The sequence below is a fragment of the Bacteroides sp. D1 genome (assembly GCF_000157095.2).
Classification (GTDB): Bacteria; Bacteroidota; Bacteroidia; order Bacteroidales; family Bacteroidaceae; genus Bacteroides; species Bacteroides xylanisolvens.
Genome location: NZ_JH114339.1, coordinates 391,462 through 417,133 on the forward strand (window position 1 = coordinate 391,462; position 25,672 = coordinate 417,133).

Annotated in this window: 25 protein-coding genes and 1 pseudogene; 19 read left to right on the plus strand and 7 right to left on the minus strand. The window is 40.1% G+C overall.

Going from position 1 to position 25,672, the window contains the following annotated elements; translation table 11 throughout:
* The first annotated feature begins 99 nt into the window (after positions 1–99).
* From nusB to BSAG_RS12750, 6 genes are all read left to right on the plus strand, one after another.
* Positions 100–1,026 (plus strand): transcription antitermination factor NusB, encoded by a 927-nt coding sequence (gene nusB, locus BSAG_RS12775; protein ID WP_004313974.1) that lies wholly within the window; start codon positions 100–102, stop codon positions 1,024–1,026.
* Between the two features lie 39 nt (positions 1,027–1,065).
* Positions 1,066–1,389, plus strand: coding sequence for a preprotein translocase subunit YajC (gene yajC / locus BSAG_RS12770; RefSeq protein ID WP_004302063.1), 324 nt, complete (start codon positions 1,066–1,068; stop codon positions 1,387–1,389).
* 21 nt (positions 1,390–1,410) lie between these two features.
* Positions 1,411–2,424 (plus strand): CdaR family protein, encoded by a 1,014-nt coding sequence (locus BSAG_RS12765; RefSeq protein ID WP_004313972.1) that lies wholly within the window; start codon positions 1,411–1,413, stop codon positions 2,422–2,424.
* Positions 2,414–3,028, plus strand: a complete 615-nt coding sequence (gene coaE, locus BSAG_RS12760; RefSeq protein ID WP_004313970.1) for a dephospho-CoA kinase — start codon at positions 2,414–2,416, stop codon at positions 3,026–3,028. The genes BSAG_RS12765 and coaE overlap by 11 nt, the downstream gene beginning before the upstream one ends.
* 24 nt (positions 3,029–3,052) lie before the next feature.
* On the plus strand, positions 3,053–3,481 hold the full coding sequence (locus tag BSAG_RS12755) for a DUF5606 domain-containing protein (protein ID WP_004313967.1): 429 nt from the start codon (positions 3,053–3,055) through the stop codon (positions 3,479–3,481).
* Between the two features lie 234 nt (positions 3,482–3,715).
* Positions 3,716–3,973, plus strand: a complete 258-nt coding sequence (locus BSAG_RS12750) for a hypothetical protein (RefSeq protein ID WP_004313966.1) — start codon at positions 3,716–3,718, stop codon at positions 3,971–3,973.
* A gap of 129 nt (positions 3,974–4,102) precedes the next feature.
* Here the strand turns inward: BSAG_RS12750 and clpB are convergent, their stop codons facing one another.
* The gene (clpB, locus tag BSAG_RS12745) at positions 4,103–6,691 is read right to left on the minus strand and encodes an ATP-dependent chaperone ClpB (protein WP_004313964.1); all 2,589 of its coding nucleotides are present in this window, start codon (positions 6,689–6,691) and stop codon (positions 4,103–4,105) included.
* Positions 6,692–6,924: 233 nt separating this feature from the next.
* A complete protein-coding gene (locus BSAG_RS12740) occupies positions 6,925–8,553 on the minus strand; it encodes a plasmid pRiA4b ORF-3 family protein (RefSeq protein WP_008018695.1) in 1,629 nt (542 codons plus the stop codon).
* A 170-nt stretch (positions 8,554–8,723) separates the two neighbouring features.
* Here BSAG_RS12740 and BSAG_RS12735 point away from each other — a divergent pair, with 170 nt between their 5' ends.
* Both BSAG_RS12735 and BSAG_RS12730 read left to right on the plus strand, forming a co-directional pair.
* Complete coding sequence (locus BSAG_RS12735) at positions 8,724–9,308, plus strand: DUF6621 family protein (RefSeq protein WP_004313961.1); 585 nt, start codon at positions 8,724–8,726, stop codon at positions 9,306–9,308.
* Between the two features lie 60 nt (positions 9,309–9,368).
* Complete coding sequence (locus BSAG_RS12730; protein ID WP_004313960.1) at positions 9,369–10,265, plus strand: LysR substrate-binding domain-containing protein; 897 nt, start codon at positions 9,369–9,371, stop codon at positions 10,263–10,265.
* Here the strand turns inward: BSAG_RS12730 and BSAG_RS12725 are convergent.
* Positions 10,266–10,982: pseudogene (locus tag BSAG_RS12725) on the minus strand (PD-(D/E)XK nuclease domain-containing protein); the annotation flags it as partial. It lies immediately after the preceding gene.
* A 490-nt stretch (positions 10,983–11,472) separates the two neighbouring features.
* Between BSAG_RS12725 and BSAG_RS12720 the strand changes: the two are divergent.
* The 3 genes from BSAG_RS12720 to BSAG_RS12710 all read left to right on the plus strand — a co-directional run bounded on the left by BSAG_RS12720 (position 11,473) and on the right by BSAG_RS12710 (position 13,398).
* Positions 11,473–11,892 carry a DUF1810 domain-containing protein gene (locus tag BSAG_RS12720; RefSeq protein ID WP_008997494.1) on the plus strand — a complete coding sequence of 140 codons (420 nt, stop codon included), beginning with the start codon at positions 11,473–11,475 and terminating at the stop codon, positions 11,890–11,892.
* 16 nt (positions 11,893–11,908) lie between these two features.
* A complete protein-coding gene (locus tag BSAG_RS12715; RefSeq protein WP_004313955.1) occupies positions 11,909–12,283 on the plus strand; it encodes a YccF domain-containing protein in 375 nt (124 codons plus the stop codon).
* A gap of 122 nt (positions 12,284–12,405) precedes the next feature.
* A complete protein-coding gene (locus BSAG_RS12710; protein ID WP_004312517.1) occupies positions 12,406–13,398 on the plus strand; it encodes a YeiH family protein in 993 nt (330 codons plus the stop codon).
* Positions 13,399–13,518: 120 nt separating this feature from the next.
* Here BSAG_RS12710 and recA read toward each other — a convergent pair whose 3' ends face one another.
* From recA to BSAG_RS12690, 4 genes are all read right to left on the minus strand, one after another.
* A complete protein-coding gene (gene recA / locus BSAG_RS12705; protein WP_004312516.1) occupies positions 13,519–14,553 on the minus strand; it encodes a recombinase RecA in 1,035 nt (344 codons plus the stop codon).
* A gap of 26 nt (positions 14,554–14,579) precedes the next feature.
* Positions 14,580–15,035, minus strand: coding sequence for a thioredoxin-dependent thiol peroxidase (gene bcp / locus BSAG_RS12700; RefSeq protein ID WP_004312515.1), 456 nt, complete (start codon positions 15,033–15,035; stop codon positions 14,580–14,582).
* Positions 15,036–15,063: 28 nt separating this feature from the next.
* Complete coding sequence (locus BSAG_RS12695) at positions 15,064–16,257, minus strand: saccharopine dehydrogenase family protein (protein WP_004312514.1); 1,194 nt, start codon at positions 16,255–16,257, stop codon at positions 15,064–15,066.
* A 90-nt stretch (positions 16,258–16,347) separates the two neighbouring features.
* Positions 16,348–17,631 (minus strand): hypothetical protein, encoded by a 1,284-nt coding sequence (locus tag BSAG_RS12690; protein WP_004313953.1) that lies wholly within the window; start codon positions 17,629–17,631, stop codon positions 16,348–16,350.
* A gap of 145 nt (positions 17,632–17,776) precedes the next feature.
* On the opposite strand from BSAG_RS12690, the gene BSAG_RS12685 reads away from it, so the two are divergent.
* From BSAG_RS12685 to BSAG_RS12650, 8 genes are all read left to right on the plus strand, one after another.
* Positions 17,777–18,565, plus strand: a complete 789-nt coding sequence (locus BSAG_RS12685) for an META domain-containing protein (RefSeq protein WP_004313951.1) — start codon at positions 17,777–17,779, stop codon at positions 18,563–18,565.
* A 326-nt stretch (positions 18,566–18,891) separates the two neighbouring features.
* Positions 18,892–20,805 carry a molecular chaperone DnaK gene (gene dnaK, locus BSAG_RS12680; protein ID WP_004313949.1) on the plus strand — a complete coding sequence of 638 codons (1,914 nt, stop codon included), beginning with the start codon at positions 18,892–18,894 and terminating at the stop codon, positions 20,803–20,805.
* A 199-nt stretch (positions 20,806–21,004) separates the two neighbouring features.
* Entirely contained in the window at positions 21,005–21,556 is a 552-nt protein-coding gene (locus BSAG_RS12675; RefSeq protein WP_008770804.1) for a helix-turn-helix domain-containing protein, read from the plus strand.
* Between the two features lie 8 nt (positions 21,557–21,564).
* The gene (locus BSAG_RS12670; protein WP_008770805.1) at positions 21,565–22,824 is read left to right on the plus strand and encodes a site-specific integrase; all 1,260 of its coding nucleotides are present in this window, start codon (positions 21,565–21,567) and stop codon (positions 22,822–22,824) included.
* 20 nt (positions 22,825–22,844) lie between these two features.
* Positions 22,845–23,471, plus strand: a complete 627-nt coding sequence (locus BSAG_RS12665; protein WP_008770806.1) for a hypothetical protein — start codon at positions 22,845–22,847, stop codon at positions 23,469–23,471.
* A gap of 2 nt (positions 23,472–23,473) precedes the next feature.
* Positions 23,474–23,872, plus strand: a complete 399-nt coding sequence (locus tag BSAG_RS12660) for a hypothetical protein (protein WP_008997495.1) — start codon at positions 23,474–23,476, stop codon at positions 23,870–23,872.
* A 185-nt stretch (positions 23,873–24,057) separates the two neighbouring features.
* The gene (locus BSAG_RS12655) at positions 24,058–24,417 is read left to right on the plus strand and encodes a helix-turn-helix domain-containing protein (protein ID WP_008997496.1); all 360 of its coding nucleotides are present in this window, start codon (positions 24,058–24,060) and stop codon (positions 24,415–24,417) included.
* Positions 24,404–25,606: a primase-helicase family protein gene (locus tag BSAG_RS12650; protein ID WP_008770808.1), complete on the plus strand. Its 1,203-nt coding sequence runs from the start codon at positions 24,404–24,406 to the stop codon at positions 25,604–25,606. The genes BSAG_RS12655 and BSAG_RS12650 overlap by 14 nt, the downstream gene beginning before the upstream one ends.
* The last annotated feature ends 66 nt before the right edge of the window (positions 25,607–25,672 follow it).

Below are 25,672 nucleotides of genomic sequence, written 5' to 3' on the forward strand. Positions count from 1 at the left end.
AGAGAATCAAATACTGCATTAAAAAATGTGATTTATTAGTGGAAACTCATTAAAAATATCTACTTTTGCAATTCGATAACAACAGTATTAATTTGAATTATGATCAACAGAGTTCTTATTCGTCTTAAGATTATACAGATAGTATATGCCTATTATCAGAATGGCAGCAAAAATCTAGACTCAGCGGAGAAAGAGTTATTCTTTAGTCTTTCAAAGGCGTATGACCTTTACAACTATTTGTTAATGCTGATGATAGCATTGACAGAGTATGCACAAAAACGTATTGATGCGGCAAAAGCTAAATTGGCACCTACGACAGAGGAATTGTATCCCAACAGGAAGTTCGTAGATAACAAGTTTATTGCTCAATTGGAAGTCAATAAACAATTGACGGAGTTTATAGCTAATCAGAAAAGAACCTGGACAAACGACCAGGATTTTATCAAAGAGCTTTATGAGAAAATTGTAGAAACCGATATCTATAAAGATTATATGGCTTCTGATGACAACTCATACGAAGCTGATCGTGAACTGTGGAGAAAAATCTATAAGACATACATCTTTAATAATGATTCTCTTGACCAGGTATTGGAAGACCAGAGTCTGTACTGGAATGATGATAAAGAAATTGTAGACACGTTCGTCTTGAAAACAATCAAACGCTTTGATGAAAAGAAGGGTGCCAACCAGGAACTGCTTCCGGAATTTAAGGATGACGAAGATCAGGAGTTTGCACGTCGTCTGTTCCGTCGCACCATTTTGAATTCTGACTATTACCGTCATTTGGTGAGTGAGAATACAAAAAACTGGGATTTGGACCGCATCGCATTTATGGATGTAATCATTATGCAGACTGCATTAGCAGAAATTCTTAGTTTCCCGAACATTCCGGTCAGTGTTTCGTTAAATGAATATGTAGAGATTGCGAAGTTGTATAGCACAGCTAAAAGCGGTAGCTTTATCAACGGTACGCTGGATGGAATAGTTAATCAATTAAAAAAAGAAGGTAAGTTGACTAAAAACTGATACCTTTGTCCATATAGTAGAAACTAAAACAGATTATTTATGAACGTATTGACTGTATTATTGCAAGCTCCTGCCGGTGCTGCCGGAGGTGGAAGTATGATGTGGATCATGCTGATAGCTATGTTTGTTATCATGTATTTCTTTATGATCCGTCCTCAAAATAAGAAGCAGAAAGAAATAGCTAATTTCCGTAAATCTCTTCAGGTAAATCAGAATGTGATTACTGCAGGTGGTATCCACGGAACAATCAAGGAAATTACTGACGACTATATAGTACTTGAGATTGCTTCTAATGTAAAGATTAAAATAGACAAGAATTCTATATTCGCTGATGCTTCAGCGGCTAGCAATCAGTCTAAATAAATAGTTGGTAAATAAATGCCTATGTTTGATCGTAGGAATATAAAATATACATATTTAAAACTATCTAAGAAAATTAAGGATTTTCTGCTCAGTGATAAGAGCAGAGAGTTCTTAATTTTTTTATTTTTCTTTCTGATAGCCGGTGGATTCTGGTTGCTTCAGACGCTCAATAATGATTATGAAGCGGAGTTTTCTATCCCGGTGCGAATGAAAGATCTTCCTAACAATGTAGTGTTGACTTCGGAACCTCCTTCCGAACTTCGTGTTCGAGTGAAAGATAAAGGGACAGTGCTTCTCAATTATATGTTGGGGAAAAGTTTCTTTCCGGTCAATCTAGGTTTTCTTGATTATAAAGGAAAAGATAATCATGTGAAAATTTATGCTTCCGATTTTGAGAAAAAAATATTAAGCCAACTGAATGTATCCTCCAAAATCCTATCGATCAAGCCGGATACATTAGAATATATCTATTCCGAAGGAAAGTCCAAGCTGGTTCCTGTTCGTTTTCAGGGGAAAGTGACAGCCGGACTTCAATATTATGTATCTGACACCATTTGTAAGCCGGACTCTGTATTGGTTTATGCTCCGGAAGGAATTTTGGATACTATAACAACTGCATATACTCAAAATATAACTTTGGAGAATATATCTGATACAACCCGGCGACGAATTCCGCTGACTTCTGAAAGAGGAGTGAAGTTTGTTCCGGCTTCGGTAGAAATGACTTTCCCGGTGGATATTTATACGGAGAAAACGGTCGAAGTGCCATTACATGGAGTTAATTTTCCGGCAGATAAGGTGTTACGTACTTTTCCTTCCAAAGTTCAGATTACTTTTCAAGTGGGCTTAAAACGGTTCCGCAGTATAAAAGCAAGCGATTTTATCATCAATATCTCTTATGAAGAATTGCTGAAGCTTGGCTCTGATAAATATACGGTTAAATTGAAGTCGTTTCCAAGTGGAATAAATCAAATACGTATTGTTCCCGAGCAAGTGGACTTCCTGATAGAACAAATTACTTCTAATGGCGATTAAGATTGGCATAACCGGTGGCATTGGTAGTGGAAAAAGTGTTGTTTCCAGGCTACTCGAAATAATGGGAATACCTGTCTATATATCAGATATAGAAGCAAAGCGAATTACACAGACAGATCCGGTGATTCGCCGGGGGCTTTGTGATCTGGTTGGTCAGGATGTGTTTCAGGGTGGAGAGTTGAATCGTTCTTTGTTGGCTTCTTATATGTTCGGTCATCAGGAGCATGTGCGGAAAGTGAATGAGATTATTCATCCGCAAGTGAAAGAAGATTTCCGTCAATGGGCTGCCCGGTTGAAAAGTGAACTGCTGGTGGGTATGGAGTCTGCAATACTGGTGGAGGCTGGTTTTAAGGATGAAGTTGATTTTCTGGTTATGGTATATGCGCCGCTGGAAGTGAGAGTGGAACGTGCTGTAAAGCGGGACTGTTCGTCAAGAGAACTGGTGATGAAGCGTATCGAAGCTCAAATGAGTGATGAAGTAAAGAGAAGCCATGCCGATTTCGTGATAGTGAATGATGATGAAACACCGTTAATTCCACAGGTTTTGGAGCTTATTTCTTTGCTATCTAAAAATAATCATTACCTTTGCTCCGCAAAAAAATAATTAATAAATAAAAGGATATATACTATGTTGAAGACTATCTTGTCTATCTCAGGTAAACCGGGATTATACAAACTTATTTCGCAAGGAAAAAATATGTTGATTGTTGAATCAGTCAATGCTGAAAAGAAACGTTTCCCTGCTTATGGTAATGAAAAAATTATCTCTTTGGCAGATATAGCAATGTACACGGACGATGCAGAAGTTCCTTTGTATGATGTGTTGGAGTCAATAAAAGAGAAAGAAAAATCAGCGCAGGCTTCTATTGATCCGAAAAAAGCGACTCCCGAACAATTGCGTGAATACTTGGCTGAAGTATTACCTAATTTTGATCGTGAACGTGTATATGTAGCCGATATTAAGAAATTGGTTGCTTGGTATAACATCTTAATTTCTAATGGAATTACAGAATTCAAACCGGAAGGAGAGATTAAGGAAGAAGAAGTTGCAGAGTAATCTGTATAGTTTATTTAATAGGAATAAAGAACATGATAATCATTTAAGGTGGTTATCATGTTTTTTTTATATAAACACTTGTAGGTTTAGGAAAAAATTAGTATTATTTGGGTAATCTTTTGCAATAATAAATATCTTCTACTTATATTGTAAATAATGATGCTTTTTATGTATCTTTGTCGCTGTTCACCATTCTTGGGAATATAGCTCGTGGATGCTGAATAACGTTTTTTAATGTTGGGTATGGAGACAATAACAAATAAAGAAGTAAACGTCCGTTTGGACAATGAAAAAGGGACATTATGCCTGACAGGTTTGTTGGCAGGTACAATGGTATTCCTTTACGATTCACAGGGAGAACTAAGAGGCAAACATAAATTTGCTTTGCCTTCATTGACTATGGAAATACCCCAACCGGGCACTTATGTTTTGGTGATGAGTCATCCGAATTGCCAACCGGAAGTTCGGCGAATTACATATTTAGGAATATAAAAAAGGGGCTGCCTAACATGTTTCTTTTTAACGATTTCACCCCTATCAGAGTTCAAACAAACTCTGATAGGAGTGATTTTTAATTTTATAGACTTGTTAGACAGTCCCATTCTATTTGAATGATGACTTTTAATTTCTGAATACCAATCCGTCTCCGTCAGCATCAACGATAATTGCTTTGCTTCGGTCGACTTCCTGTGATAGTAACTTCTTGGATAGATCATTCAGCAGATAGCGTTGAATAGCCCTCTTCACCGGACGAGCTCCAAATTCAGGATCATAACCCACTTGCGATAAGAAGTTCAATGCTCCTTCTGTCAATTGCAGTTCCACTCCGTTTTCGGCAAGCATTTTCTGTACTCCCTTAATTTGTAAAAGTACGATTTGCTTGATTTCTTTTTCGTTCAATGGTAAGAACATAATCGTTTCATCAATACGGTTCAGGAATTCCGGACGAATTGTCTTTTTCAACATATTCATCACTTCCTTCTTCGTTTCTTCGATTACTTCTTCCTTATTGGAACCATGCAACTTCTCCATCTGACTTTGTATATAAGAACTGCCCATATTTGAAGTCATGATGATAATGGTATTTTTGAAGTTGACCACCCTTCCTTTATTGTCAGTCAGTCGTCCGTCATCCAATACCTGTAACAGAATATTGAAGACATCCGGATGAGCCTTTTCTATTTCGTCAAACAAAACAACAGAGTAAGGTTTCCGTCGTATAGCTTCTGTCAACTGACCGCCCTCATCGTATCCAACATATCCCGGAGGCGCTCCGACCAGACGGGAGACACTATGCTTTTCCTGATACTCACTCATATCGATACGAGTCATCATCGTTTCGTCATCAAACAGGAACTCTGCCAATGCCTTTGCTAATTCGGTCTTACCTACGCCGGTGGTTCCCAGGAAGATAAATGACCCGATCGGACGTTTTGGATCTTGTAATCCGGCACGACTACGGCGCACAGCATCTGCCACCGCTTCAATCGCTTCGTCCTGACCAATTACACGTTGATGAAGTTCTTCTTCCAAGTGCAACAGTTTATCTTTTTCACTTTGCAGCATCTTGCTGACAGGAATACCAGTCCAGCGGGAAACAACATCAGCAATATCTTCAGCGTCTACCTCCTCTTTAATCATGGCTTTATCGCCTTGCATATCACGCAGTTGCTTTTGAGTATCTTCTATTTCTTTATCCAAAGCCTGAAGTTTACCATAACGGATTTCGGCTACTTTACCATAATCGCCTTCACGTTCGGCTTTTTCTGCTTCGAATTTAAGATTCTCTATCTCAACCTTGTTCTGCTGGATTTTATCCATCAGCGTTTTCTCACTTTGCCATTTAGCTTTAAAGGACTTTTCCTGTTCTTTGAGCTCGGCAAGTTCCTTACCGATAATTTCCAGTTTCGGTTTATCGTTTTCACGTTTGATAGCTTCACGCTCAATTTCCAGCTGCTTGATTTTACGGGAAATCTCATCCAGTTCTTCAGGAACGGAATCTACTTCCATACGCAGTTTGGCTGCGGCTTCATCCATCAGGTCAATGGCTTTATCCGGCAGGAAGCGGTCGGTGATGTAACGGCTACTCAATTCGACGGCTGCAATGATTGCGTCGTCTTTGATACGTACGTGATGATGGTTCTCGTAACGTTCTTTCAATCCGCGAAGGATGGAAATGGTACTCAAGTTATCCGGTTCGTCCACTTGCACGATTTGGAAACGACGCTCCAATGCTTTATCCTTTTCGAAGTATTTTTGATACTCGTCGAGGGTAGTTGCTCCGATGGAACGTAGTTCTCCACGAGCTAAGGCGGGCTTTAGAATGTTGGCGGCATCCATGGCACCTTCACCTTTTCCGGCACCTACCAGCGTGTGAATCTCATCAATGAACAGAATAATATCACCTTCTGATTTCTTCACTTCATTGACAACTGATTTCAATCGTTCTTCAAATTCACCTTTGTACTTTGCGCCGGCAACCAGTGCTCCCATATCCAGTGAATAAACTTGTTTGTTCTTCAGGTTTTCGGGCACGTCTCCGCGAAGAATACGATGTGCCAAACCTTCCACAATAGCCGTTTTACCGGTACCCGGTTCACCAATCAGAATCGGGTTGTTCTTTGTACGGCGGCTCAATATCTGTAATACCCGGCGGATTTCTTCATCACGTCCGATTACGGGATCCAGTTTTCCGCTACGGGCAGCTTCGTTCAGGTTGATAGCATACTTTTCCAATGATTGATAAGTATCTTCACTGGATTGTGATGTAACCTTTTCTCCTTTTCTCAATTCGCTGATAGCGTTGCGCAATTCTTTTTCCGTCATACCGGCATCTTTCAAGATCGTGGAGACGGTACTCTTAACAGTCAGCAATGCCAGTATGATAGGCTCTAATGAAACAAACTCATCGCCCATTTCTTTAGAATACTGTGTTGCTTTCTGCAAAACTTCGTTGGATTCACGACTTAGATACGGTTCTCCGCCGGATACTTTCGGCAGGGAGTCGATTTGCTTGTCGACCACGAGAGCTACTTGCTGTCCATTCATACCAAGTTTTTGGAAGATGAAATTAGTGACGTTTTCGCCTACTTTCATTACTCCCTGCATGATGTGGACAGGTTCAATGGCTTGTTGTCCCCGGCTTTGTACCAGGTTTACGGCCTCCTGTACCGCTTCTTGAGATTTAATGGTAAAATTGTTAAAGTTCATATCTTTGTTCTCCTTTCTTATTTCACGTTTTTAATAACACCTAAAGGGGCTCAAAAGATTTGCCAAGTATAAAAATATGACAAAATAGCATGAGTATTAAGGAGTTAAAGGACAAAATGACCTTTTTTATCTGGATATGACTGACGAATTTACCATATACTCCACAGAATAGGATGGGCTTCAAAATAAGATGGGTTTTCAATGAAGTTTACTATTCTGTGGAGAAACGATTGTTAGAAGATTCTTATCGGGAAGTCTCTAAGCTCTCTTTCTACTTTTTTTGCATTAAATTTGTGTGCGTTGAAATTCTTTCCCAGCCATTCCCGATATTCTTTTGCAGCTTTTGAGTGTGGTTGTTTTAATGCCTCCAACATCTCTTGGTAACCATATATTCCTCCGCAATCTTCGGGTGGACATGCATTTGCTCCGTCTATGAGAAAGATGCCTTGTGTTTCGTCCTTTTTATATGCTTGTTGTGATTCCAGGGTAATTCGATGCATCCAACTATCTCCGAAATCATATTCATATTTAATATGTGAGCCTTTTCGGGTAAGGATCTCTCCTAAAGAGAGCGAGTAGGAGTTGACTGTTTTAACGGGATCAAACAAAAACTCGTCATCGGATTCTTCGGTTGTATATATTGTTTTCCCTTTTTGAAACAGATGCATGTGATAGCCTTCCCAACCCATTGCGGTATTTATGACATCCGCAAAACTTTCCAGACGGATGTTGGAAGGAACTTCCACTATACGATATATTTCCGGGTCGGAATCAATCAAAGAAATTTTTATATTGAGTTTTTTAGGGGTTTGTTCTCCAATGTAGAAAGAGTTGTCGTATTCATCATCGTCAAATTCGTCATCGTATTCTTCATCAAATTCGTTAGCATCAAATTCATTATCCTCATTGAAGGCAAAGAACTCATTCAATAAATTCATTAGTTCTTCCATACTGTCCACTTCCAATCCCTTCAGTTCTGCGTGTGGCATTTCTTTTTTTATCTCTTTGATTCCTTTTCTCGTTAATGTATTGGGTATTTTGAATCGTTTATAGATTTTTTCCAATATAGGCAACGTTTCTATGGCACGGATATTCATCAACGTATTTGTGATATAGTCAATTATCGCGATATTATTATCTTCCCCACGCTCAAACTGATCGTAATAAGAATTCAATAATTGGCAGAACCAGTTAATAATTTCCAATCTTCGTTCAGGGTTGGTTATGGCAATTTGTGCGACAGCACTACAAATATCTTCTTTTCCGAAAGGAGCGATTCCGTCTTCATTCATGAAACTAAGTAGCAAAGGCAATTGGTGCTGCCCGAGTTGGTAAATGATGGCAATGGTGGCTTCATCCTGTACGAGGTGGCAGTAGGAAGCGAGGAAAGTCGGACTTTGCCGCATTATTTCCAAGATGATATTTAGAGAAGATTCCATTCGGTAATGTTCCATTGCCCAGTAGATATACCATAACTTAAAAGGCCTGTCTTCTTCTTTTGCGTTTTCGAGAGGTCCTTGATAATGGATAAATAGATGCAGGATAAAGTTGCGCAAATCTTTTTCTAATTCGGCAGCGGGTACTGTCGTGCAATCTTTTTTAAACTCGTCAAATGGGTAGTCTTTGCATGTCTGCATATCCCAAAGCCTTTGCAGGTAAGCTGCAATGGGGGTTGCTTCCGAGCTATAGTCCGGATGCTGATAGTGATAGAAAGCTTCTTCCATTTGTTGGTAGATTTTTTCTAATCCGTTATTGCTTAATATATCTATCACTTCTTGTTGTTCTTCGGGTGTAAACAAGTTTAATACTTCAGTCATAATCGCATCGAGATCAATCGAAGTTTGGTTCTTTTTCTTATTCATTATCGTGTCATTTAATTAATTTGTCAATTTTCTCCAAAGGTACGCCTCTTTATTGAGTAATAGCCTGATAATTTCTCTTTTTTTTTAATATTCTTTCCGGAGAAGATAAGAAAGTTTATCTTTGCCCTATAGTAGAGAGTAAATCTGTTTTCTAATTGATGACTAATGATATGAACGATAAACCACAAATAAAATTATCAGAGACAGTGGTGCTGATTGATGCCGCTTTCCTGAATTTTGTAATTACGGATATGAAGAGATACTTCGAAGAGACTTTGCAACGTTCTTTGCAAGAGATCGATCTTTCGATGTTGACTACCTATCTGACTTTGGATGCAGGGATTGCGGAAGGAAAAAATGAAGTGCAGTTTCTTTTTGTTTATGATAAAGAGTCAGGTAATCTTGCGCATTGCCGGCCTTCTGACTTGGAGAAAGAGTTGAATGGAGTTGCTTTTCAAAGCCCTTATGGAGAATATTCGTTTGCCAGTGTTCCGTCGGAAGGGATGGTGTCGAGAGAGGACTTGTTTTTAGACTTATTATCCATTGTAGCCGATTCGGCCGATGTGAAAAAAATGATTCTGGTATCTTTCAATGAAGAATATGGAAAGAAAGTGACTGATGCTTTGAATGAAGTACAGGGCAAGGAGATTGTCCAATTCCGAATGAACGAACCGGATACTCCGGTAGCTTATAAATGGGATATGTTGGCTTTTCCTGTCATGCAGGCATTGGGAATCAGAGCCGATGAATTATAGCCATAGCTACCCATTTCAGTCATTAATCGCTAATCACTAATAAGTTAATCACTATTTTCCATGTCCGATTTTCGTTTAAAAGTATTTCAGAGCGTGGCGAAGAATTTAAGTTTCACGAAGGCTTCGCAAGAGCTGTTTGTCAGTCAGCCTGCTATCACTAAGCACATTCAGGAACTGGAAGCTTATTATCAGACTCGTTTGTTCGATCGTCAGGGCAGTAAGATCTCGTTGACTAAGTCTGGAGAACTATTATTGAAACATAGCGAAAAGATTTTGGACGATTATAAACAGTTGGAATATGAGATGCATTTGTTGCATAATGAATATATCGGCGAACTGAAACTGGGTGCCAGTACTACGATTGCGCAATATGTACTTCCTCCTTTGTTGGCGGATTTTATAGCCAAGTTTCCACAAATCAATCTTTCTTTGATTAATGGAAATTCCCGGGGAGTGGAAGCTGCTTTACAAGAACATCGGATTGATTTGGGATTGGTTGAAGGTATCTTCCGTTTGCCTAATCTGAAGTATACTCCATTTTTGCAAGACGAACTGGTTGCCGTGGTTCATACCCATAGTAAATTGGCTGTTTCGGATGAGATCGCTCCGGAAGATTTGCCAAATATCCCCTTAGTTTTGCGGGAGAGAGGTTCAGGAACGTTGGATGTGTTTGAACGTTCCCTGTTACGCCATAATTTGAAACTATCTTCTTTGAATGTATTGATGTATCTCGGTAGTACGGAGAGCATCAAGCTTTTTTTGGAACATACAGATTGTATGGGAATTGTTTCTATCCGTTCTGTTTATAAGGAACTGGTTGCCGGTAATTTTCGTGTGGTTGAGATAAAAGGAATGCCCATGCAGCGCGAGTTTAATTTTGTGCAACTGCAAGGGCAGGAGGGAGGTTTATCTCAAGCTTTCATGCGATTTGCCAGGCATCACAGTAAGAGTTTGTAATCAAACCTCTTCCATACGGACTAATTCCCAGCCGCAGAATTGTATGACAATGCAGTGAAGTTGAGTTCCCTGACATAGTTGGCGAACTTTCGGACCGGCAGCATAACCATGAATTTGTTCAACGGCTTCCTGCCATTGTGCGGTGCCTTGGGTGTCGTATTTTTCTTTCGGCAGATATTTTAATTCCAAGATATAGCTATGCGCTACTTCTGCGTAACGTTGCAGATCGGGCATCAGAAACATATCGCAAAAGCCGTGATTCAGTTCTACTTCAGGCATTGTGAGGTAGTAGGCGTTCACGCTAAGGTAAGCGGTGAAGAATCCCTGAATGTTACGTTCGCCCTCAATGCTGCTGCGTACGGAAGTATTCTCCTTATAAGCTTTGGATATGAATTCCAATGCCGGTCGCCATTGTCCGTCAAAAGCCATATCATTGAATAAAATCTCTATATCTATCAGGTTGATATAATGGTGATTCTGATATTCTTCCAGGATATATTCATAATATTGTTTACGGACATTCGTGTTGGGAATTCCCAGGATAGTCAGATTTCCACGTGTTCCGATGATAGTTAGCATACCATAATAAAATAATAGGCTGGGGAATATTTCCGGATTCGTAATTTGATCGGCAGAAAAAGACTGGTATAGGTTAGTCATGATTTTCCCTTCTTCGGCAATTCGTTTGATAACGCCTTTGCGGTTACCGTCATACTTATATCAAATACACAGAAAAAATAGCCCATCCTGTTGTGTATACATTTGATAGTGATAACTATGTCACAACTATGAGCAGGAATGAGTCTTCAAAAAAATACGTGTGGATTATGATGTTGTTGGGAATATGCCTAAAAGTTCCGAGTATCCGGCAGCTGGTTATGAATATGAAATTATCAACAAAAGAGAAACAGAGGTAGAAACCAATAAGAATATCTGTAAATATTCATTTCTTTATAATAAATGATTTATACGAAGCAAATAATCAAACGTTAACTTCTATGACAAAACTATACTTCCGAACCGTATTTAGCGGTTCGGACTTTTTGTATGTATAACTTATGTTTCATATGTGAAACAAAAAAGCTATATTTGTATTCAATATATGAAACAATATCTGATATGGGCAAGGAATGGATAAGGTTGATAATTGATGAGAATCAAGGGATTGTGAAGGAGATAACATTTATTTTAAGGCAAAAATATGAATATGCCAAACTATAATTTACAACGATTCTTGGACGCGCAGCAAAGCGACTATGAACAAGCCCTTACAGAAGTGGGAAACGGGCGGAAATATTCCCACTGGGTTTGGTATATATTTCTTCAACTGAAAGGGTTGGGTATGAGTTATAACTCCCAGTATTATGGGATTAGCGGCAAAGAAGAGGCAGAAGCATATCTTACCTATCCGGTTTTGGGAGAAAGGCTTCGTGAGATAACGTCAGTTTTTCTTCAATTGAAAAATAAAACGGCACAGGAGGTTTTTGGTTCGTTAGATGCGATGAAAGTATTATCATGTATGACGCTCTTTAATGAAGTCGCTTCAGATGATTTGTTTCAGCAAGTGATAGATCGCTATTATCAGGGTAAAGTGGATGAGACAACAAAAAGAAAATTGGAAAAATAACTAATACAATTTATATATGGGCTGTTTAATGAATTTATTGTGGTTGTTGCTTGGTGGTATTTTTACTGCCGTTGAATACCTCATTTCAAGTATATTGATGATGCTTACCATTATTGGTATTCCGTTTGGTATGCAAACCTTGAAACTGGCAGGACTTGCTTTGTGGCCTTTCGGTAAAGAAGTAAGAAGTGGAAACCGCTCTAGCGGTTGCCTTTATATATTGATGAATATCCTGTGGATATTTTTGGGTGGCATTTGGATCTGTCTGTCCCATTTGGTTTTCGGGGCTATATTGTGTATCACTATCATTGGTATTCCTTTTGGCTTACAGCACTTTAAATTGGCAGCTTTGGCATTATCACCTTTGGGGAAAGACATTATAACAGTGTAAGAGTAGTTGTAGGGAAGCGTATGCTTATAATTAAAAGTTATAATGCATAATTAGAAACTATTGGCGGGTCTTGATTGTTTACCGTACCTTTGCAGCCGGAAAACAATTAAAGATAAAAAGATATGATTTCAACAGCTACAAAAACTTTGCAGGCAAATAATAAAATGATTTATGTTGCACTGCTTTCTACTCTGACTTTCTTTCTTTTTTTAGACTATATTCCAGGATTGGAAGCATGGTCGGCTTGGGTAACTCCTCCGGTTGCTTTGTTCCTCGGACTTATTTTTGCATTGACTTGCGGACAAGCGCATCCTAAGTTTAATAAGAAAACCTCTAAATATCTGTTGCAATATTCAGTTGTAGGATTGGGATTTGGTATGAATCTTCATTCTGCTTTAGCTTCCGGTAAGGAAGGCATGGAGTTTACGGTCATTTCGGTGATCGGAACCTTGGTAATAGGTTGGTTTATTGGACGTAAGTTGTTCAAGATCGACCGTAATACAGCTTATCTTATCAGTTCGGGAACTGCTATCTGTGGTGGTAGTGCTATCGCAGCAGTGGGACCAGTGTTGAAAGCGAAGGACAGTGAAATGTCTGTGGCATTGGGTACTATCTTTATCTTGAATGCTATCGCACTTTTCATTTTCCCTGCCATTGGTCATGCATTAAATATGGATCAGCAACAATTCGGAACATGGGCGGCCATTGCCATTCATGATACCAGTTCTGTAGTAGGTGCAGGAGCTGCTTATGGCGAAGAAGCATTGAAAGTGGCAACCACTATTAAACTGACCCGTGCGCTTTGGATTATCCCGATGGCTTTTGCTACTTCCTTTATTTTCAAGAGCAAAGGACAAAAGATAAGTATTCCATGGTTTATCTTCTTCTTCGTGTTGGCATTGGTAGTAAACACTTATTTGCTGGATGGAGTACCACAATTGGGAGCGGCTATTAACGGTATTGCCCGTAAAACTCTGACGATTACCATGTTTTTCATCGGTGCTTCTCTTTCTATTGATGTATTGAAAGCAGTTGGAATAAAGCCTTTGGTTCAAGGGATTTTGCTTTGGGTAATAATCAGCTTGAGCACATTGGCATACATTTATTTTGTATAAGAGGAAAAAAGAGAGAATTATATAAAAGAGAAAAAGGTGGGAGAATGATCGTAGTAAACGATTTTCTCCCACCTTTGTTTATTCAGTTTTAGTCTGTGGATAAAGCAGAATTAAAGCAAATTATTTCTTCTTCAATTCTTCAAAGATTAATCCTTCCAGTTCTTCAGCCAGTTCAGGATTATCCATGATGCATTGTTTGGCGGCATCACGTCCTTGTCCTAACTTAGTATCGTTGTAGCTATACCATGAACCGCTCTTCTTGATGATTCCCAAGTCAGCACCCAAGTCGATGATTTCTCCGGAATGGGAGATACCCTCACCGAACATGATGTCAAATTCTGCTTTGCGGAAAGGAGGTGCTACTTTATTCTTCACCACTTTCACCTTAGTCAGTTTACCGAGAATCTCTTCGCCATCTTTGATCGGTTGGCTACCACGGATATCCAAACGTACAGAAGCGTAGAACTTCAAAGCATTACCACCGGTTGTTGTTTCCGGGTTACCGAACATAACACCGATCTTCTCACGCAACTGGTTGATGAAAATACAAGTAGTACGTGTCTTGCTCACAGCAGCTGTCAACTTACGAAGAGCCTGCGACATCAAACGTGCTTGAAGGCCTACTTTGTTATCACCCATGTCGCCTTCGATTTCCGCTTTAGGAGTCAGTGCAGCTACAGAGTCAATAACGATGATGTCGATAGCAGAAGAACGAATCAGTTGTTCCGCAATCTCCAACGCTTGCTCGCCGTTATCCGGTTGAGAGATATAAAGATCATCGATATTTACGCCCAGTTTAGATGCGTAGAAACGGTCGAAAGCGTGTTCGGCATCAATAAAAGCAGCGATACCGCCGGCCTTTTGTGCTTCAGCAATGGCGTGGATAGCCAATGTTGTTTTACCGGAAGACTCCGGGCCATAGATTTCGATGATTCTACCTCTAGGGTAACCTCCAACGCCAAGTGCCACGTTCAGGGCAATAGAGCCTGTCGGGATCACTTCTACTTGTTCAACACTATCATCACCCATTTTCATGATAGAACCTTTACCGAAGCTCTTTTCTATCTTTTCCATGGCAGCCTGTAAGGCTTTTAGTTTTTCGCTTGATGCCATTTTATTATCTGTTTCAAAATTAAGTTCGTCTTTTTTTGCCATACCTTATTCTTATATAATTAATGGAGTTATTGATTTAAAATCTGTGAGGCATGTTCTTTGGTTTTCACTTCTTTGGGAGTGATAATCCGTTCTACGATTCCCTCTTCATTAATCAGGAAAGTAGTGCGGAAAGTACCCATGTAAGCACGTCCGTACAGTTTCTTTTCTCCCCATACTCCAAATTCTTCTACTAACTTTTTGTCAGTGTCAGCTATCAGAGTGAAAGGAAGATTGTTCTTTTCGATGAATTTCTGGTGCGACTTTTCATTGTCTACGCTGACACCGATTACTTCATAGCCGGCTTTACGTAGTTCGGAATAGTTGTCGCGCAGGTTACACGCTTGTGCGGTGCAACCTGATGTACTGTCCTTTGGGTAGAAGTACAACACAATTTTTTTTCCTTTATAAGCACTTAAACGGATTTCTTCGCCTTTCTCATTGATACCCAAGACTTCCGGTGCTTTATCTCCTACGTTTATCATAACTTTCTTTTAATGAATAGGTGTACGCTTATAATTCCAAATCCTTGTCGAACTCTTCATGCCAGGGAAGACCTTGCTTATTGAGTTGTTCCATGAACGGATCCGGATTGAATTCTTCTACATTGTTTACACCCGGACGATTCCATTCGCCTTTGAAGAACATCATGGCTCCAATCATTGCCGGAACTCCGGTGGTGTAGCTTACTCCCTGCATACCGGTTTCCTGATAAGCTTCCTGGTGACTACAGTTGTTGTATACATAGTAAGTACGTTCCTTACCGTCTTTCAGACCACGGATACGGCAACCGATAGAAGTTTCTCCTTCGTAGTTTTCTCCTAAATCCTGCGGGTTAGGCAATACAGCCTTCAAGAATTGCAATGGTACAATCTTCATTCCGTTGTAATCAACCTCGTCGATTCGTGCCATACCGATGTTTTGGATAACGCGTAAATGAGTTAAATACTCCTGTCCGAAAGTCATCCAGAAACGTGCACGTTTGATAGTCGGATAATGTTTCACCAAAGATTCCAGTTCTTCGTGATAAAGAAGATAAGAGTCACGCGGACCGATGTTCGGGTATGTCAGGTCTTTATGGATTTCCAGCGGACCGGTAGTTACCCATTTGCCATTTTCATAATAGCGTCCGTTTTGTGTAATCTCGCGAATGTTGATCTCCGGATTGAAGTTTGTAGCAAAAGCCTTATGATGGTTACCTGCATTGCAGTCTACAATGTCCAGATATTGAATCTCATCAAAATAATGTTTAGCTGCATAGGCAGTATAGATACCGCTTACTCCCGGGTCGAATCCGCAGCCGAGGATAGCTGTCAGACCTGCTTCTTTGAAACGATCGTGATAAGCCCACTGCCAGCTGTATTCAAAATGAGCTTCATCTTTCGGCTCATAGTTGGCGGTGTCCAGATAGTTCACTCCGGCTTTCAGACAAGCTTCCATAATCGTCAGATCCTGATAAGGGAGAGCCACATTAATCACCATTTCGGGTTTGAAATCGTTGAATAAGGCTACCAGCTCCTCTACATTGTCTGCGTCAACTTTTGCTGTTTTTATATTGGGGTTACCTATTGCCTCGACGATTTTATCGCATTTCTCTTTCGTACGACTGGCAATCATGATATCTGTAAATACATCGGCATTTTGTGCCACTTTGTGTGCAACGACAGTGCCAACACCGCCTGCACCAATAATAAGAACTCTACCCATTTCTGTATTTAATGAATTATAATTTATGATTTATTGGTTTGGCAAATATACGTGATTATTTTCAGATAATCATTGCGCAGCTACTCCTTTTTATTTGTAACGTTGCAAGGTTCCGTTTTCGAATTCCAGCGTTTTGCCATTGTAGAACCAGGTTTCGAAACGACTGTCTTTTTTCAGCTCGATTTCTATCGGATCACCAATGGATAAACGACATTCTACCGTACTCATCCCTGCCTCTAAATCTCCCCGGGAGATAATCTGCCAACGGCTTTCTGTAATGCCCGGATATTTTTTATGTATATCCTCGAATCCGAAAAAGTCCTCGATATAATTATCATTTTTGACAATCACGTCATATTTCAGATCTGTTTCCAATTCGTAGATTGCCCCGTCCCTGTCCGTTAATGACAGAGTAGCCAGGCTGCCGGGAGGAGATAATTTAATCTCTTTTATTTGCAGAACCGTATATCGGGGCAAGTGAACACGTGATTCGGTCTGCTTATCTTCAAAAGATACGATTCTTTTGGCCGGCAGCATCTTTTTAGGATAAACGGTCATTCCCAAGTATTTATTTTTCAGGCTTTCAATAGTACCCAGACTCTTGTTAGTGAAACTGAATGCATTTGAAAAATATTTCATTCTCTTTTCGCCTTGAAAATCATTCAGGTCCATGCCGGAGTTCGTTCGCGAGAGAGCGACTTCCAGATAATAAGAATGTCCCTGTGTATCTTTGAATACGATTTTCACTGGATATGCCTGACTGCCGACTCCAATAGCGGTAATTGTAGCTTCCGTATTGACAGGAATTGCTATATCCCGATAGCCGGAATAATTGTTGGCATCGTCTACTCGGGCACTTTCAGATTGTATATAGACTGTTTTTCCTATTAACAACTCTTTGGCAGTATCTACATCTTTCAGATAAACCAATCCATTGATACCGGCACGGGGAGCCTTTTCGCAAATCTCGTCCAGCCTCATGTTCTTTATGTCATAATAATATTTTTCTCCCTCACATTCGAATACGAAGCGAGTGGAATAGTTGGTCCCGGTTGATATATTTTGAGCCTTCTCTTCTGTTCCCGTGAAAGTGAGAATCTTGTGCTTCAGCAGGCTGTTGTCTATTCCTTTTTCGGTGTCGTAGCTGGAAAGAGTAGGAAGGAACATGTTCCGTGTAGAAGGAACAAACATAAACTTCATTCCGGGTGTCCATTTACACAGCGGTTGCAGTGGAAAGTTATTCTTAATGAATTGTTCTTCTTCACCTACAGGGATTTCCTGCGTGGAAGGAGTAGTGACAATGTAATCACTTTGAGCTGTGATAGGACACGTGCCACAACAGAATAGAATTAAAGACAGGACAATTATTCTCATATTTGTTTACTTTAAGTGAACTATGTAAATTGTTCGTTTGTTGTATATCTATTGGCAAATGTATATATTTTATGTTGTATTGGATGTTATTTTCCAATCTTTTTGATATCTTTGCCCCCGATTTTAACTTAAACGTTATAACAATATGAAGAAAGTATTTGTTTCAATTTGCATTGCTGGTGCAGCACTTGCAATGTCTTCGTGCCGTTCGGTTGAGAAGGCAATCCCCCTGTCATCTATCAATGGTGAATGGAATATTATAGAAGTCAACGGCTCGAAAATTGCTCCGGGCGAAAGTAGAACCCTTCCTTTTATCGCTTTTGATACAGCGACCGGTCGTGTGTCCGGCAATAGCGGATGTAATCGTATGATGGGCAGTTTCGATGTAAATGCGAAGCCGGGAAGCCTTGAACTTACAGGGATGGCTAGTACCCGAATGATGTGTCCGGATATGACTACTGAAAATAATGTATTGAATGCTTTTGCGCAAGTAAAAGGATACAAGAAGGCAGGTAAAGATAAGATGTATCTTTGCAATTCGTCCAACCGTCCGGTTGTCGTTCTACAAAAGAAGGAGGCTGATGTGAAACTTTCAGTTTTGAATGGAGAATGGAAAATTAAAGAAGTGAATGGTGAAGCAATTCCTTCCGGTATGGAAAAACAACCTTTCATTGCTTTTGATGTGAAGAAAAAGACCATTCATGGCAATGCCGGATGTAATTTGATTAATGGTGGTTTTGAAACCAGTACAAGTAATGCTAAATCTATTTCTTTCCCGGGAGTAGCAAGCACAATGATGGCTTGTCCTGATATGGAAACAGAAGGTAAGGTGCTGAAAGCTATCAATGAAGTGAAATCATTCGATGTGTTGTCCGGTGGTGGCATTGGTTTGTATGACGCAAACGGTGCATTGGTCATCGTGCTGGAAAAGTAATAAAGAAGAGTTATATATAATAGGATATGCCTGTGTCGCACTTGACGATGCAGGCATATTTTTTTTCCTTTATCGAACCAGAGCCGCCTGTATTTGTTTAAAGAAACAGTTGCTGATTGGCTTTGAATATGACTATGTCAGCAGTGTTTATTTATTAAAACTGTCTTTTTGGCAGATATTATGTCATGCATTCGTATAATTTCCTTTTGGCACACGGTTTGCTTTTTAATAAGCGTCCGTTCGCGGCGAAGCTCCCTGATAAGAGCAGAGAAACAACCGGACAAAAAGAAATCATTGAATAAATAATAAATAAAAAAATAACGATCATGGGAAAAATTATTGGTATTGACTTAGGAACTACAAACTCTTGTGTTGCCGTATTCGAAGGTAACGAACCTGTAGTAATTGCAAACAGTGAAGGTAAGCGTACAACTCCTTCTGTTGTCGCTTTCGTTGATGGTGGCGAACGTAAAGTGGGTGATCCTGCAAAACGTCAGGCTATTACGAACCCTACACGTACAATCTTCTCTATCAAACGTTTCATGGGTGAAAATTGGGATCAGGTACAAAAAGAAGTGACTCGTGTTCCTTATAAAGTAGTGAAAGGTGACAACAACACTCCGCGTGTTGACATCGACGGACGTCTGTATACTCCGCAGGAAATCTCTGCAATGATTCTTCAGAAAATGAAGAAGACTGCCGAAGACTACCTTGGACAGGAAGTAACAGAAGCAGTCATCACCGTTCCTGCTTATTTCTCCGACTCTCAACGTCAGGCTACAAAAGAAGCCGGACAGATTGCCGGTCTGGAAGTAAAACGTATTGTAAACGAACCGACAGCCGCAGCTCTTGCTTACGGTCTGGATAAGGCTCACAAAGATATGAAGATTGCTGTATTCGACCTTGGTGGTGGTACATTCGATATCTCTATCCTCGAATTTGGTGGTGGTGTATTTGAAGTACTTTCTACAAACGGTGATACTCACCTTGGTGGTGACGACTTCGACCAGGTAATCATCAACTGGTTGGTACAGGAATTCAAGAACGATGAAGGTGCTGACTTGACTCAGGATCCGATGGCTTTGCAACGTCTGAAAGAAGCTGCTGAAAAAGCTAAGATTGAGCTTTCTTCTTCTACAAGTACAGAAATCAACTTGCCGTATATCATGCCGGTAGGTGGTGTGCCTAAGCACTTGGTGAAGACTTTGACTCGTGCAAAATTCGAATCTCTGGCTCACGAATTGATCCAGGCTTGTCTTGAACCATGTAAGAAAGCAATGAGCGATGCAGGTTTGAACAATGCTGATATTGATGAAGTAATCCTTGTTGGTGGTTCTTCACGTATTCCGGCTGTTCAGAAGTTGGTAGAAGATTTCTTCGGCAAGGCTCCTTCTAAAGGTGTGAATCCGGATGAAGTGGTAGCTATTGGTGCTGCTGTGCAGGGTGCTGTTTTGACAGACGAAATCAAAGGTGTAGTATTGTTGGATGTTACTCCGCTGTCAATGGGTATCGAAACACTGGGTGGTGTAATGACTAAGTTGATCGACGCTAACACTACCATTCCGGCTCGTAAGAGTGAAACATTCTCTACTGCTGCTGATAATCAAAGTGAAGTTACAATTCATGTATTGCAGGGAGAACGTCCGATGGCTGCCCAGAATAAATCAATCGGTCAGTTCAATTTGTCAGGTATTGCTCCGGCTCGTCGTGGTGTTCCTCAAATTGAGGTTACATTCGATATCGATGCGAACGGTATCTTGAAAGTATCTGCTAAAGATAAGGCTACTGGTAAAGAACAAGCTATCCGTATCGAAGCATCCAGCGGTTTGAGCAAGGAAGAAATCGAAAAGATGAAGGCTGAAGCTGAAGCTAATGCTGAAGCAGATAAGAAAGAACGTGAAAAAATCGATAAACTGAACCAGGCTGACAGCGTAATCTTCCAGACTGAAAATCAGTTGAAGGAATTAGGTGATAAGTTGCCTGCTGATAAGAAAGCTCCGATTGAAGCTGCTTTGCAGAAATTGAAAGATGCTCACAAAGCACAGGACTTGGCTGCTATCGATACTGCTATGGCAGAAATCAATACTGCCTTCCAGGCTGCAAGTGCTGAAATGTACGCACAGGGTGGTGCACAAGGTGGCGCACAGGCTGGTCCTGATATGAACGGTGATGCTGGTCAGCAAGATAATAGCAAGCATGGAGATAACGTTCAGGATGCTGACTTTGAGGAGGTGAAGTAAGTATAGATAACTACCGAAAGGTATAGATAGATAAATCCGCATAGCCCAATGAGTTATGCGGATTTTCTTTTTAGTTAAACTTTGTATTTCTTTCGTTCTTTTCGGATATTTGCTTTATTTTTGCACCATATTTGTACCAACACTTATTGGTAGATAATGTGACACTTAATAAACATAAGTAATAATTAAGTAGAATTGTATGGGTGCAGCAAAGTTTGAGATAACTAGGAAATGCAAGATTTGCGGTGAGCCATTCGTCGCAAAGACTATCACGTCTTGGTATTGCTCACCAAGATGTTCTAAAGTTGCATTTAAACGCAGAAAAGATGAAAAGAAAAGAAATGAACGTTTGGATGCCATAGCCAAAGCTATTCCCAAAGACCAAGAATACATCACCGTTCCCGAAGCCTATTCTATGTTTGGCATCAGTAAGGAAACCCTTTATCGCCAAATCCGAAAGGGCGTTATTCCAAGTGTTAACGTAGGGCAACGCCAAACACGTGTAAGTAAAGAAACGCTTATGGAGATGTACCCTCTAAGGAAGAGCTTGCTTAAGAAGCAGCCCAAGCCCATTCCCAAGCTGTATAGTTTGGAACCAAAGGATTGCTATACGATACAGCAAGCGTGTGAGAAATATCATATGAATGATAGTACACTCTATCTTCAAATCAGAAAGTTTTCAATTCCGACTCGGCAAATCGGTAATTTCGTATATGTGCCCAAGAAGGAAATAGACAACCTCTATAAATAAGCATCCCTATGAAGAAATCTCTATCCCACACCCGTGTTTCCGTGAAACTTCGCAAGGCAGAGTTTCGCAAGGAATGGTATCTTTACATAGAGTCATATCCGGTTATATCCAAAAACGGTGGCAAGCCACAGCGAGTGCGCGAGTATGTCAACCGTACTATAACCACTCCGATATGGGACAAAAGCAGAACGGCAAGAACAGCTTCCGACGGAAGTGTAACATATAAGCCGAAACGTGATGTCAATGGTGTTATCCTTTGCAAGTCGGAGCTTGACCAAGAATCATGCATCTATGCAGACAAGGTCAGGGCTATTAGACAAAAGGAATACGATACCGCAGGACTTTACTCTGAATCAGAAGCCTCCTTATTGGAACAGAAAGAGAAATCGCAATGCGATTTTATTATATATTTCAAGAGTATAATAGATATTCGGCACAGGAATAGTTCTGACTCTATTATCGTAAATTGGAATCGTGTATATGCACTTATGCTCATCTTTACCGACAATCAGCCTATGATCTTTGCCAACATAGACACAAAGCTGGTTGAGGATTTTAGGTTGTTCCTTTTGGATGCTCCACAAGGGGGCAACAAGAAAGGTACAATCTCACAAAATACGGCTTCCACTTATTTCGCAATATTCAAGGCTGGATTAAAGCAAGCGTTTGTTGATGGATATTTTGTATCTGATATTGCAGCTAAGATAAAAGGTATAAAAGAGAAAGAGGCAAGAAGGGAGCATCTTACCTTAGAGGAACTTAACCGATTGGTTTGTACACCATGCGATAATGCCACTATCAAACGTGCAGCCCTTTTCTCTGCTTTGACAGGTCTTCGACATTGCGACATTATGAAAATGACATGGAAAGAGTTGACAAAGGAAGGTACTCACTATCGCATCAACTTCGACCAAAAGAAAACAAAGGGCGTTGAGTACATGCCTATTTCTGAGCAAGCGTATGATCTATGTGGAGAACCCGGGCATCCTGACCAATTAGTATTTGAAGGTCTTCCTGCCCCATCCTGGATTTCCAAACCCTTGGCAAGATGGATTGAAGCATCAGGAATCACTAAGCATATCACTTTCCATTGCTTCCGCCATACTTATGCTACGCTCCAACTAAGCAACGGTACCGACCTTTTCACGGTGAGTAAGATGTTGGGACACACCAATGTTCGTACAACGCAGAGATACACAAAAGTGGTAGATGAAAAGAAAGAGAATGCAGCCGATGCAATCAAGATAGACTTGGCTGCTATCAAGTAACATATTCACCTATATTATATATGGCAAACATAATTGAAGAAATAATCAAGCGTTTACAAAGAGTAAACCATATCATAGCATCACGAACAAATGTATCAGACATTACATTTGCCGATGCTTGTGTGATAGCACAATTCTATCACGATTATCAGAACACCAACACCATTATTGATGATGTTGAAGATTTGGTACGCCAAGACGGAAGAACTCTCTATGAATGTGCTACGGACTTAAAGAAGGAGGTGGATAAGTTTGTCTCTCTTGATTTGAGTGCTTGGAACGCATTGGACTTCATAAATATGGAGCAGTCTCACTTGAAAGAATATAAAGAGAGATGGGATGCAGCCAAAGATAAAGCAACGAATCTGTGGAGAGAGTACCAAACAGAAAGCAACAGACTTGATATGATGGATTTCAATTCAGAGGACTTCAATACATTGAATGCACAGTGCGATAATACGAAATTGGCATACGACGAAGCACATAAGCAAGGAGAAATACTATATAGCATATATCGGCAGGAACAATTGAAGTGTGGACAGGTGCATTACTTTGAGATGCAATTTCTGGAGTTGCTGATTCGTAAAATATCAAAGTTGGTTGATGTCATCCTAAAAAATGGAGAACACTTGGAGAAGGAGGTATAGACATGATTGATAATTCTTTAATACTGAAAGAAATAGCTCAGTTGAGGGATATTGTCAACCTTGGCGTTTGTGTAGGGGTTTATCAGACCTGTAATGGCAAGCAGTTCAAGCACATGCCCGCAAGCGACTTCATCAATTTTTTGAATCTCAAATTAGATAAAGCCAAAGTCCATCCACTGCCTCGACAAAAACAACGTATTTGCTATATGTTGTTTGCTGTTTCACACACCATAGCTTTGTCAGATTCCCCAAAACATTGGATTGAAAGTATGTTGGAACTATGCGATATTTCTATGGAATATTACGACAAGCATCATAAAGATTTCCTTAGTGTTGGAGTTTCGGAAAAGAACAAAGAATACAAAGAAATAATAGATGAATCCATAAAAAGGAGTTACTAAGTGTGGATATCCCCACCATTCCACGCTTTTCCACAAAACTTACATTGTTTAACTATTGGCAGATGCGTTATTCGCTTATAATCAAGCGAATAGCGCATATGTCATTTTTATATCCCCACAAAGCCCCACGTATTGCCACACAAACGTAGATGTACCTTTGCACACAGAAACAAATATTGATAAATATGCAACAAGAAAACATCACGTTTAATGACATGCCTCAGATGTTGGCTGTCATGTATGCCAAACTTAATGAGTTGGGCGATAAGGTGGACAAACTGATACCACCAAAGAAGAGTGAAGAACAGCAATGGTTCAATGTAGCTGATCTAATAGAGTTTTTGCCTACTCACCCGGCAGAGCAGACCATTTATGGTTGGACGAGTGCAAGAAAAATACCATTCCATAAGAAAGGAAAGAATATCATTTTTAACAAGGCTGAAATAGAAGAATGGCTGAAAAGCGGTACTTATCGAAAATCGGAAGCAGATTTGGAGAACGAAGCCATGGCTTTTATAAATAACAAGCGTTATGGAAGGAAATAAGGAAGAATATATCAGAGTGGGTACTTGTCTGTACAAGATTGCCCAACAACCTTTAGCTAATGGTACTTGCACATTGCGTCGCATCCCATGGAGTTTTGGCACTATCCGACAGGATTATGGTAAGAACAATACGCCACCTATTCGGAAATATGACGGTTTTTGTACTGTTCCCAGCCATACCAATTATCATAAGGAGATTGGCGGTTTCTACAATTTGTATGAGCCCATTGACCACATACCATCAGAAGGAGAGTTTCCAGACATTATGAAGCTGATACACCATATCTTTGGTGAACAGTATGAATTGGGGATGGATTACATGCAGTTGCTCTATGCCAAACCTACGCAGAAGTTACCAATATTACTATTGGTATCAGAAGAGCGCAATACTGGCAAGACTACTTTCTTGAATTTTCTCAAGGCGGTGTTTGAAGACAATGTAACTTTCAATACTAATGAGGACTTCCGAAGTCAGTTCAATGCAGATTGGGCAGGCAAACTGCTCATTGTCGTAGATGAGGTGTTGCTATGCAGACGAGAAGACTCTGAAAGATTGAAGAATCTTAGCACAGCCCAAACATATAAGGTGGAAGCAAAAGGAAAGGACAGACAAGAAGTGAATTTCTTTGCTAAGTTCGTCTTGTGCTCCAATAATGAGCTTTTCCCAGTTATCATTGATACCGGAGAGACACGTTATTGGGTGCGCAAGATAATGCCGTTGGAAAGCGATGACACGAACTTCTTGCAGAAGTTGAAAGCGCAAATTCCAGCTTTCTTGTATTACTTGCAACATCGGGTGCTATATAGCACTAAAGAGAGTCGTATGTGGTTCAATCCTACGCTTATTCATACGGATGCCTTGGAACGCATCATGCAATGCAACCGCAACCATACGGAGATTGATCTCGTAGAGTTATTGCGCAGCATTATGGAATGTCAGAAAGTGGACAAGGTGTCATTTATTCCGCAAGACCTGCTGCCATTGCTTTCGATTAATGGGGTAAAGGTGGAATTGTGGCATATTCGCAAAGTAGTGAAGGAGTTATGGCGTTTGAAGCCGGCTCCAAATGCACTTTCATATACGACATACCAATACGACTACTCTAAGCCAACAAAATTTGGTGCAGTGAGTCGGGTGGGACGTTATTATACTGTGACTAAGGAGTTCATAGAATCATTAAACATATAATCTCTGTTGATTTGTTGAAATGATGAAAAGAAAAAGTTAGGTACAGAGGCATAGACACTTATGCTT

Coding starts and splice junctions, on each gene's coding strand:
- BSAG_RS12650 (WP_008770808.1), top strand. CDS start 24,404: ATGGAAGGAAATAAGGAAGAATATATCAGAGTGGGTACTTGTCTGTAC.
- dnaK (WP_004313949.1), top strand. CDS start 18,892: ATGGGAAAAATTATTGGTATTGACTTAGGAACTACAAACTCTTGTGTT.
- BSAG_RS12695 (WP_004312514.1), bottom strand. CDS start 16,257: ATGGGTAGAGTTCTTATTATTGGTGCAGGCGGTGTTGGCACTGTCGTT.
- recA (WP_004312516.1), bottom strand. CDS start 14,553: ATGGCAAAAAAAGACGAACTTAATTTTGAAACAGATAATAAAATGGCA.
- BSAG_RS12685 (WP_004313951.1), top strand. CDS start 17,777: ATGAAGAAAGTATTTGTTTCAATTTGCATTGCTGGTGCAGCACTTGCA.
- nusB (WP_004313974.1), top strand. CDS start 100: ATGATCAACAGAGTTCTTATTCGTCTTAAGATTATACAGATAGTATAT.
- BSAG_RS12710 (WP_004312517.1), top strand. CDS start 12,406: ATGATTTCAACAGCTACAAAAACTTTGCAGGCAAATAATAAAATGATT.
- yajC (WP_004302063.1), top strand. CDS start 1,066: ATGAACGTATTGACTGTATTATTGCAAGCTCCTGCCGGTGCTGCCGGA.
- BSAG_RS12730 (WP_004313960.1), top strand. CDS start 9,369: ATGTCCGATTTTCGTTTAAAAGTATTTCAGAGCGTGGCGAAGAATTTA.
- BSAG_RS12720 (WP_008997494.1), top strand. CDS start 11,473: ATGCCAAACTATAATTTACAACGATTCTTGGACGCGCAGCAAAGCGAC.
- BSAG_RS12740 (WP_008018695.1), bottom strand. CDS start 8,553: ATGAATAAGAAAAAGAACCAAACTTCGATTGATCTCGATGCGATTATG.
- BSAG_RS12675 (WP_008770804.1), top strand. CDS start 21,005: ATGGGTGCAGCAAAGTTTGAGATAACTAGGAAATGCAAGATTTGCGGT.
- BSAG_RS12665 (WP_008770806.1), top strand. CDS start 22,845: ATGGCAAACATAATTGAAGAAATAATCAAGCGTTTACAAAGAGTAAAC.
- BSAG_RS12735 (WP_004313961.1), top strand. CDS start 8,724: ATGAACGATAAACCACAAATAAAATTATCAGAGACAGTGGTGCTGATT.
- BSAG_RS12750 (WP_004313966.1), top strand. CDS start 3,716: ATGTTGGGTATGGAGACAATAACAAATAAAGAAGTAAACGTCCGTTTG.
- BSAG_RS12690 (WP_004313953.1), bottom strand. CDS start 17,631: ATGAGAATAATTGTCCTGTCTTTAATTCTATTCTGTTGTGGCACGTGT.
- BSAG_RS12660 (WP_008997495.1), top strand. CDS start 23,474: ATGATTGATAATTCTTTAATACTGAAAGAAATAGCTCAGTTGAGGGAT.
- bcp (WP_004312515.1), bottom strand. CDS start 15,035: ATGATAAACGTAGGAGATAAAGCACCGGAAGTCTTGGGTATCAATGAG.
- BSAG_RS12670 (WP_008770805.1), top strand. CDS start 21,565: ATGAAGAAATCTCTATCCCACACCCGTGTTTCCGTGAAACTTCGCAAG.
- BSAG_RS12765 (WP_004313972.1), top strand. CDS start 1,411: ATGTTTGATCGTAGGAATATAAAATATACATATTTAAAACTATCTAAG.
- coaE (WP_004313970.1), top strand. CDS start 2,414: ATGGCGATTAAGATTGGCATAACCGGTGGCATTGGTAGTGGAAAAAGT.
- BSAG_RS12655 (WP_008997496.1), top strand. CDS start 24,058: ATGCAACAAGAAAACATCACGTTTAATGACATGCCTCAGATGTTGGCT.
- BSAG_RS12715 (WP_004313955.1), top strand. CDS start 11,909: ATGGGCTGTTTAATGAATTTATTGTGGTTGTTGCTTGGTGGTATTTTT.
- BSAG_RS12755 (WP_004313967.1), top strand. CDS start 3,053: ATGTTGAAGACTATCTTGTCTATCTCAGGTAAACCGGGATTATACAAA.
- clpB (WP_004313964.1), bottom strand. CDS start 6,691: ATGAACTTTAACAATTTTACCATTAAATCTCAAGAAGCGGTACAGGAG.